4 protein-coding genes are annotated in these 9,319 nt (G+C 74.7%); 3 read left to right on the plus strand and 1 reads right to left on the minus strand.

Features of this window, described 5'->3' with window-relative positions:
- Nucleotides 1-10 precede the first annotated feature (10 nt).
- Together AB0883_RS00745 and ffh are read left to right on the plus strand one after the other, a co-directional pair.
- Nucleotides 11-2,407, plus strand: a complete 2,397-nt coding sequence (locus AB0883_RS00745) for a [protein-PII] uridylyltransferase (protein WP_366638357.1) — start codon at nucleotides 11-13, stop codon at nucleotides 2,405-2,407.
- 181 nt (nucleotides 2,408-2,588) lie between these two features.
- Nucleotides 2,589-4,148: a signal recognition particle protein gene (ffh, locus tag AB0883_RS00750; protein ID WP_366638358.1), complete on the plus strand. Its 1,560-nt coding sequence runs from the start codon at nucleotides 2,589-2,591 to the stop codon at nucleotides 4,146-4,148.
- A gap of 184 nt (nucleotides 4,149-4,332) precedes the next feature.
- Here ffh and AB0883_RS00755 read toward each other — a convergent pair whose 3' ends face one another.
- On the minus strand, nucleotides 4,333-7,881 hold the full coding sequence (locus AB0883_RS00755) for a S8 family serine peptidase (RefSeq protein ID WP_366638360.1): 3,549 nt from the start codon (nucleotides 7,879-7,881) through the stop codon (nucleotides 4,333-4,335).
- 323 nt (nucleotides 7,882-8,204) lie between these two features.
- Here AB0883_RS00755 and AB0883_RS00760 point away from each other — a divergent pair, with 323 nt between their 5' ends.
- Nucleotides 8,205-9,284, plus strand: a complete 1,080-nt coding sequence (locus AB0883_RS00760) for an amidohydrolase family protein (RefSeq protein WP_366638361.1) — start codon at nucleotides 8,205-8,207, stop codon at nucleotides 9,282-9,284.
- The last annotated feature ends 35 nt before the right edge of the window (nucleotides 9,285-9,319 follow it).

Below are 9,319 nucleotides of genomic sequence, written 5' to 3' on the forward strand. Positions count from 1 at the left end.
ACCCACCGACATGACCTCGTCGACCAGGAAGAACACGTCGGGACGCGCCGGCGACGGTGCCGCCGTGTTCCTGGTCGACGAGGTCGTCGGCGGCAACGGCGGCGTCGGGGAACCGGCACGGGCCGCGCGGGCCGACGCGTACGACCGGTGGCTGCGCGGGCTGCTGCCGAGGCGGCCCGGGGTGGCGCTGATCGCCGTCGGCGGGCTGGGCCGCCGGCAGTGCGCGCCGCACGGCGACCTCGACCTCGTCCTGCTGCACGCCGGGGTGCCCGGCGTGGACGAACTCGCCGCCTCGGTCTGGTACCCGGTGTGGGACGCCGGACTGCGGCTGGACCACTCCGTACGGACCGTCGCCGAGGCGCTCTCCGTCGCCCAGGACGACGTGAAGGTGGCCCTCGGGCTGCTCGACGCGCGGCTGGTCGCCGGGGACGCCGCGCTCGCGGACACGCTCGTCCGCACCGCCGCCGACCACTGGCGGCGTACCGCCGTGCGGCAGCTCCCGGCGCTCCGCGAGATCACCGCCGCCCGCTGGGCCGCCCACGGCGAGCTGGCCTTCCTGCTGGAGGGCGACCTCAAGGAGGCGGCCGGCGGGCTGCGCGACGTCGGCATCCTGCGGGCGATCGCCACCGCCGGCATCACCGACGCGCTGCGCCCCGCCGTCCGCGCCGCGCACCTGCGGCTGCTGGACACCCGCGACGCGCTGCACCGGCAGGTCGGCCGCCGGGTCGACCGGCTGGTCGCCCAGGAGCGCGACGGGGTCGCCGCGCTGCTCGGGCTTCGGCACCTCCCGCCGGGCGCGGCCGACGTCGCACAGCACCCAGCCGGTGCGGGAGACGTCCCTCAGCCACCGCCGGCCGCGGCCGACGGCTCGCGGCGGGCCGCCACCCCCGGGACCGTCGGCGACGGCGACGCGCTGCTGCGCCGGGTCGCCGGGGACGCCCGGACCGTCAGCCACGCCCTCGACGACGCCTTCCGCGCCGCCGACCGGCTCCGCTCGGGCCGCCGCCGGGGCGCCGACGGGCGTCCGCTACGCCGACCGGTCGCCCGGGACGTCGTCGAGCACGACGGCGAGCTGGTGCTGGCCCGCACCGCGATCGGGGCGCGCCCCGACCCGAGCCTGTCGCTGCGGGTCGCCGCCGCCGCGGCCGTCACCCGGCTGCCGATCGCCCGGGCCACCTGCGAGTGGCTGGCCGCGTACTGCCCGCCGCTGTCGGCGCCGTGGCCGGCCGAGGCGCGGGCCGCGCTGATCACCCTGCTCGGCGCCGGTCCCGGCCTGGTGCCGGCCTGGGAGACCTGCGACCGGTACGGGCTGATCGAGGGCTGGCTGCCCGAGTGGACCCGGCTGCGCAGCCTCCCGCAGCACAACCCCGTGCACCGGTTCACCCTCGACCGGCACCTCGTGCAGACCGCCTACGAGGCCGGCCGGCACACCCGCGACGTGGACCGCCCCGACCTGCTGCTGCTCGGCGCCCTCCTGCACGACGTCGGCAAGGGGCTCCCCGGCGACCACAGCACCGTCGGGGCGCCGCTGGCCGAGGCGGTGGCCGCCCGGATCGGCCTGCCCGCGCCGGAGGTGGCGCTGATCGGCACGCTGGTCCGGCTGCACCTGCTCCTGCCCGACGTGGCCACCCGGCGGGACCTCGCCGACCCGGTCACCATCGCCGGGGTGGCCGAGCGGGTCGGCGACCCGACCACGCTGGACCTGCTGCACGCCCTGGTGCGGGCCGACGCCGCCGCCACCGGGCCGGCCGCCTGGTCGGACTGGAAGGGCCGGCTGGTCGCCGAGCTGGTCACCCGGGTACGGACCGCGCTGGACACGGGCGTGCTGCCCGACCCACCCGCCCCCGATCCGGCCCTGCTGGCGGGGCCGCTGCCGGTCGTACACCTGACGGGGGAGCGGGTGGCCGTGGCCGCGGCGGACCGGCGCGGCCTGCTCGCGACGGTGGCCGGCTGCCTGGCGCTGCACCGGCTGGAGGTGCTCTCCGCCGACGCCTCCACCGTCGACGGCCGGGCCCTGGTCGAGTGCCGGGTGCAGCCCCGGTACGGGCTCGCGCCCGACCCGATCGCCCTCGGCGCCGACCTGCGCCGCGCGGTGAACGGCGACGTCTCGGTCACCCAGCGGCTGCGCGGCCGGGCGCTCGCGGCGCGGTCCGGCGGGGCCGCGCCACGGGTGGTCTGGCACCGCGAGGCGGCCACCGACGCCGTGCTGCTGGAGTTGCGCGCCGCCGACGCGGCGGGCCTGCTCTACCGGGTCGCCTGTGCCCTCGACGAGGCCGGCGCCCAGGTGCGGGCGGCCCGCATCTCGACGCTGGGCGGGGACGTGGTCGACGCCTTCTACCTCGTCGGCGGCTGGCCGGACGACGCCACCCGGGCCCGCCTGGAGGCGGCGGTGCTGGCCGCGGTGTGAGGAGGTGCCTCCTGCCGGTCCGCCGACCTCGGCGTGCGCGGGCACAGCCGGCGCCGTTCCGCGCCCCGGCTGTGCCCGGCCCGGAGCGGCCCCGCGGCCCGGCCGGCTACCCTAGCGGTGGCCGGACACCTCGCCCGGTCGCCGATGTGCCCGCCGGAACACTGACAAACGGGATGTTCGCGTGTTTGACACCTTGAGTGACCGCCTGTCCGGGATCTTCACCAAGCTCCGCGGCAAGGGTCGGCTCACCGACGCCGACATCGACGCCACCGCGCGCGAGATCCGCCTCGCGCTGCTGGAGGCGGACGTCGCGCTGCCGGTGGTCAAGGGCTTCATCGCCAACGTCAAGGAGCGGGCGCGCGGCGCCGAGGTCTCCCAGGCGCTCAACCCGGCGCAGCAGATCATCAAGATCGTCAACGAGGAGCTGATCAACGTCCTCGGCGGCGAGGGGCGGCGGCTCCAGTTCGCCAAGCAGCCGCCGACGGTGATCATGCTCGCCGGCCTCCAGGGTTCCGGTAAGACCACCCTCGCCGGCAAGCTGGCCCGCTGGCTCAAGGCCCAGGGCCACCAGCCGCTGCTGGTCGCCGCCGACCTCCAGCGCCCCAACGCCGTCGGGCAGCTCCAGGTGCTCGGTGGCCGCGCCGGCGTCGAGGTGTACGCCCCCGAGCCCGGCAACGGCACCGGCGACCCGGTGCAGGTGGCCCGCGCCTCGATCGAGCACGCGAAGCGGGCCGCCCGGGACATCGTCATCGTCGACACCGCCGGCCGGCTCGGCATCGACGCCGAGATGATGCAGCAGGCCGCCGACATCCGCGACGCGGTCGACCCGGACGAGGTCATCTTCGTCATCGACGCCATGGTCGGCCAGGACGCGGTACGCACCGCCGAGGCGTTCCGCGACGGCGTGGGCATCACCGGCGTGGTCCTCTCCAAGCTCGACGGCGACGCCCGCGGTGGCGCCGCGCTGTCGGTGCGGGAGGTCACCGGGCAGCCGATCCTCTTCGCCTCCACCGGCGAGAAGCTGGAGGACTTCGACGTCTTCCACCCCGACCGGATGGCCAGCCGGATCCTCGGCATGGGCGACGTCCTCACTCTGATCGAGCAGGCCGAGCAGGCCTTCGACACCGATCAGAAGGAGAAGATGACCGCCAAGCTGATGGGCGGCGAGCAGTTCACCCTGGAGGACTTCCTCGACCAGCTCATCGCGGTCCGGCGGATGGGTCCCATCGCCAACGTGCTGGCCATGATGCCGGGCATGGGGCAGATGAAGGACCAGCTCGCCGAGGTCGACGACAAGCACTTCGACCGGGTCACCGCGATCATCCGGTCGATGACCCCCGCCGAGCGCACCAACCCGAAGATCATCAACGGCTCGCGCCGGGCCCGCATCGCCAACGGCTCCGGCGTCACGGTGATGGACGTCAACCAGCTGCTCAACCGCTTCGCCGACGCGCAGAAGATGATGAAGCAGATGGGCGGCATGATGGGCCTGCCGGGCGGCGGCCGGCGCAAGGCGACCAAGTCGCCGAAGAACAAGCGCAAGGGCACCAAGGGCGGCAACCGGCCGCGCGCCGGGGCGGGCGCCGGGATGCCGGGCGGTTTCCCGGGCGGCATGCCGCAGCTCCCGCCGGGCATGGACCCGAACGACCTGGCCGCCGGCCAGGGCCTCCCGCCGGGCTTCAAGCTGCCGAAGATCGACTTCAACAAGCTCGGCAAGGGCGGCGACGGCCGGCCCCGCTGAGGCGAGTCGGTGGCGGGGTGACATGACCTCGCCCAGGGTGATGTCGCCCCTGGTCTCCGTCGACCTGCCCGCGCTGACGGCGCGGCGGGCCGGGCGGCGCGACCGCGCCGGGGGCTGAGCGCCCCGCGATCCACACGTGCGGGGCCCGGCCGGTGACGGCCGGGCCCCGCTTCTCGTGCGACCGTCAGGACAGCAGGTCCGGCCGGTCGGTGACACGCAGCGCGTTCACGATCGGCGCGCCGTAGCCCTTGTGCGTCACGAACCGCACGTTGAGCTGGCCGTCGACCACCCGCACCGGGTACGTCCGGCTCAGCGCGGCGTAGCTGCCCACCTCACCGGCGACGTCCAGAGACGGCAGCACCTCCTGGCCCTCGATCAGCACGTCGAAGACCCGCCGGTCCGGGTCCTGCCGCTTCACCTCGGCGAAGTCCAGCTCCACCGTGTAGTGGCCGTCCGCGAGGCCGTCGACGCGGTACTCGTACATCCCCTCCCGCTGGCTGGCGAAGCGGGCCGGGTCGTTGGTGCCGGTGATCGGGGTGCTGGTCGTCCGGCGGCTGGAGGTGCCGAGGTAGCCGGCGCCGCCGGCGGTCCAGGCCCGGTCCGGCGACCAGGTCTGGCCCTCGACGTCGGCCCGGGCCGACGTCGCGCCGGCGTCGATCGCCAGGGTGCTGCGCGGCACCACCAGGGTGACCGGGACGTCCAGGACGGGCTGGCGCCCGCTGGCCGAGGAGATCCGCAGCTTGGCCTGGTGGAAGCTGCCGGGGGCCAGGCCGGCGGTGCTGGTCGCCACGCCGACGGTGTGCCGGCCGCCGCTGCCCAGGGTGACGGTGGCACCCGACAGGCCGAGCCAGCTGACGTCCTGCGGCATGCCGTCGGAGTTCAGCTCGGTGACCGTGACGTCGGTGCCGAGCACCCCCGTGTTGCTCAGGGTGATCTGCCGGCTCCGGGTCTGCTCGGCCCCCGAGACGACGGTCAGCTCGCTCGTCGGGGTGCCGACGCGTGCGGTACGCAGCGCCGCCGGACGGGCCTCGGCCGCGCCGGCCTGCACCACCACCGAGCCCGACGCCGCCTCGTAGTGCTGCTTGTCGATGGTGAACCCGACCGTGCCGGCGGGGGCCTGGATCAGGTACGTGCCGTCGGCCTCCGTGGTCTGGGTGGCCGTCGCGTCGCCCACCCGGGCGGTCACGGTGGCTCCGGCGACCGGGCGCCCGTCGTTGGCGTCGGTGACCACGCCGGAAAGCACCCCGCTGCGGGTGGTGCGGAACGTGATCGCCGTGCCGTCGGCGACCGCCGGGGCGTTGTACGAGTACTCGAAGCCGACGGTGCCGTCGACGTTCTCCAGCCCGATCGACGCGCCGGTGCCGGTCTCCGCGCCGTCGCCGTCGATGTCGGCGTACCGGTAGGTGATCGAGCCGTCCTCACCGATGGCGGCGCTGAAGGTCAGCCGCATCGACCGGTCGGCGAAGATCGACACGTTGCGCCACTCCACCACGAACGTACGGCGCGGCGCGGCGCCCGTGACGGCCGTGTAGACCCCCGAGTCCTCCTCCACGTAGAGGTCGTCCCAGAACGGGAAGAGCGCGAGGTCGGGGTTTGTGGTGTTCGGCAGGGCGGTGTTGAGACGGCTGGTCGACGAGGTGCCGAAGCCGAGGACGCCGTTGGTGCTCACCCACGCCTGCCGGTAGGAGTTGCCGTAGAGCGGGACCCGGAAGGGCAGCGTGACGGGGACGGACTTGTTGTCACCGGTCAGCGTCTCCAGCAGCTGGGTGCCGGCGACGAACGAGCCGCCGGCCGGGCCGCAGGCGTACCCGAAGGAGTCGACCCGGTCGGGCAGGGTGACGTCCAGGACGGTGTCCGCGCCGACCTGCGCCGGCCTGGTCACCTCGTCCGAGCAGCGGTACGTGTGCGCGAAGCGGACGTCGTACGTGCCGTGCGGCACCGTCACCCGGTAGCGGCCGTCGGCGTCGGCGGTGGCGGTGAGCGGGGTGCCGAGGACGGCGACGGTGGCGCCGCCGGCCGTGCCGTTCGAGGTGCGCACCGTGCCGCTGAGCGTGGCCGAGGGGGCCGCGTCGAGGGCGACGTCCGCGTCGGCCGTCTGGTTCTCGGTGATCGTCACCGAGGCCGTCGCCGTGGTGTAGCCGAACTTGCTCACCGAGACCGTGTAGCCGCCCACCATCAGCCGGTCGAGCGCGTACGAGCCGTCGGCGCCGGTGCTGGTGACGCGGGTCATCGGGCCGGTGACCGTCACGTCCGCCCCGGCCAGCGGGGTGCCGCCGGAGCTGACCTGACCGCCCAGCGCGCCGAGGGCGCCCCGGGGGGTGGCGTCGACCGCCGCGTACGCGTCGAGCCGGCCCTCGCCGAAGACGTTGTTGTCGTCGACGGTGCCGCCGCAGGTGAGCGCGTCGACGTCGACGGCGGTGTCGTCGAGGATGCGCTTGGTCTCGGCGACGTCACCCTGCAGGGCCGGCGAGGCCGACCACATCAGGGCCACGGTCGCCGCGGTGTGCGGGGAGGCCATCGACGTGCCGCTGAGCGCCGAGTAGCCGCCCGGCACCGAGGAGCGGACGTTGGCGCCCGGCGCGGCGATGTTCGGCTTGATGTCGCCGTTCTCGCCGGTGCCCCGGCTGGAGAAGCTGGCGATCGCGTTGTTCACGTCGAACGCGCCGGAGCTGTAGCTGATCGTGTACGACCCGGGGCTGCCCGAGGTGTTGCAGCTCGGGCCGCTGTTGCCGTTGGAGAAGGCCGGGAAGATGCCGGCGGCCACCCACGACGAGACGATCTCGGTGTACCACGGGTCGTACGCGCTGGAGCCCCAGGAGTTGTTCACGACGTCCGGGGCGAGGTCGGGGCGCGGGTTGGCGCCGTCGAGGTCGGTGGGGGCGACGATCCACTGGCCGGAGGCGAGCAGCGACGCCCGCGAGCAGCTACTGGTCTCGCAGCCCTTGGCGGCGATCCACCGGGCGCCCGGGGCCACGCCGATCACGTTGGCGCCGTCGGAGCCGACCATCGTGCCCATGGTGTGCGTGCCGTGGTTGTTGTTGTCGCACGGGGCGTCGGTGGGGCAGACGTCGGCCGGGTCGAACCAGTTGTAGTTGTGGTCGAGGGTGCCGTCACCGTTGCGTCCCCGGTAGCTGGCCGCCACGGCGGGGTGGGTGACGTCGACGCCGCTGTCGATGTTGGCGACCACGATGCCCTCGCCGCGTACGTCCAGCTCGTTCCAGACCCGCGGCGCGTTGATCCGGTCGATGTTCCACTCGGTGGCGTTGGTGGTGGGGACGGTCTCGCCGGGCAGCGGCTTCGGGATCTCGACCGGGTCGTCGGCGAGGATCTCGGCGACGTCGGTGCGCACGGCGAGGTCACCGAGCAACTCGGCGTCGCCGGTCACCCTGATCGCGTTGACCAGCCAGAACGGGGTGAACTCCGCGCCCTCGCGAGTGAGCATGGCGCGCAGGCCGGCCTGGCTGCGCTCGGCGTGGGCGGTCTTGGCGCGGTGCACGTGGGCGGCCTTCTCCGTCTTGCCGCGCAGGCTGGCCGCGCCGGACAGGTCGGCCTTGCTGTCCAGGAAGACCCAGTAGCTGGCCCTGCCCTCGCGGGCGAGCCGGGTGGCGACCTTCCTGTCGACCTTCGCGGCCACCGCCCGGCCCTTCGTGTCGGCGGAGTCCGGTGCGGCGGCGGCCGGCGCCGCGGCGCCGATCGGCAGGGTGAGGCCGACCGCCAGGCCGACCGCGGCCATTCGCCATCGTCGTGGTGACACTGTCCCGACGCTCCTTTTGGGGTGAGGCGACACTGTGGACGCCCGGTGTCCGGGCGCCTGGGAGCATCCTGGTGACGAAGGATCTCTTCATCAAGACATGCGTAAATAAAGAAATCTGTCAATCGACTGTTCGTGCCGCCCGGTGATGGCGGAGCTACGCAGTGGAGTCGAGGTCGGCCGCGCCGCGCGGGGGCCGGGCGCGGCCGGCGGAGCGGCGCGTCCGCTGCACCCGGGCGCCCCCGGCCCGCGCGGGGCGGGAAGAATGGCCGCGGACCGCCCCCTTTCGCGCAGACGGAGGACGCATGGCCTGGCACGTACGCGGCGTGGTGCTGCCCGACGACGAGGTCCGTGACCTGTGGCTGGTCGGCGACCGGGTGACCTTCACCCCGGTCCCCGGCGCGGAGACCATCGCCGACGGCGGCTTCGTGCTGCCCGGCCTGATCGACGCGCACTGCCACATCGGCATCGCCCGGGGCGGGGCGCCGATCACCTCGCTCGACCAGGCCCGCGAGCTGGCCCGTACCGACCGGGACGCCGGGGTCCTCGCGATCCGCGACGCCGGGTCGCCGTACCCGTACCCGGAACTCGACGACGAGCCCGACCTGCCGCGACTGGCCCGGGCGGGCCGGCACGTCGCACCGCCGAAGCGCTACCTGCGCGACATCGGCGTCGAGGTCGGCGCGGCGGAGGTGGCGGCGACGGTGGCGGCGCAGGCGCGCGCCGGCAACGGCTGGGTGAAGCTGGTCGGCGACTGGATCGACCGGGGTGTCGGCGACCTCGCCCCGGCGTGGGACGCCGACACCATGACCGCCGCCGTGCGGGCCGCGCACGCCGCCGGGGTGCGCGCCGCCGTGCACACCTTCTCCGAGTCGGCCGTCGAGATCATGGTGCGCGCCGGGGTGGACTCGGTGGAGCACGGCACGGGGCTGAGCCTGGACCTGATCGACGAGATGGCCCGGCGGGGCACCGCCCTCATCCCCACGATGATCAACATTCGGACCTTCGGCGGGATCGCCGAGCAGGCGCGGGCCAAGTTCCCCGGCTACGCCGACCACATGCTCGCCCTGCGCGACCGCTTCCCCGAGGTGGTGCGCTCGGCGTACGAGGCCGGGGTCCCGATCTACGTCGGCACCGACGCGGGCGGCGGCATCGACCACGGCCTCGCCGCGGAGGAGATGCTGCTGCTGCACGAGCAGGCCGGCATGTCCACCACCGACGTGCTCGCCGCCGCGTCCTGGCGGGCCCGCGAGTGGCTCGGCTTCCCCGGGCTGGTCGAGGGCGGCCTGGCGGACCTCGTCGTCTATGCGGAGGACCCGCGCGCCGACCTGCGCGCCGTGCGCAGCCCCGCCCGCATCGTGTTGCGCGGTCGCGTCGTCCGCTGACCTGCCGCGCCCGGGCCGCCGGGGGGAGACGCTCC

Origin of the sequence: Micromonospora sp. NPDC047812 (assembly GCF_040704175.1) — a bacterium.
Lineage (GTDB): Bacteria > Actinomycetota > Actinomycetes > Mycobacteriales > Micromonosporaceae > Micromonospora.

What these genes read in the sequence shown, in the direction of transcription:
- AB0883_RS00745 (WP_366638357.1), top strand. Translation starts at nt 11, where the DNA reads ATGACCTCGTCGACCAGGAAGAACACGTCGGGACGCGCCGGCGACGGT.
- AB0883_RS00760 (WP_366638361.1), top strand. Translation starts at nt 8,205, where the DNA reads ATGGCCTGGCACGTACGCGGCGTGGTGCTGCCCGACGACGAGGTCCGT.
- AB0883_RS00755 (WP_366638360.1), bottom strand. Translation starts at nt 7,881, where the DNA reads ATGGCCGCGGTCGGCCTGGCGGTCGGCCTCACCCTGCCGATCGGCGCC.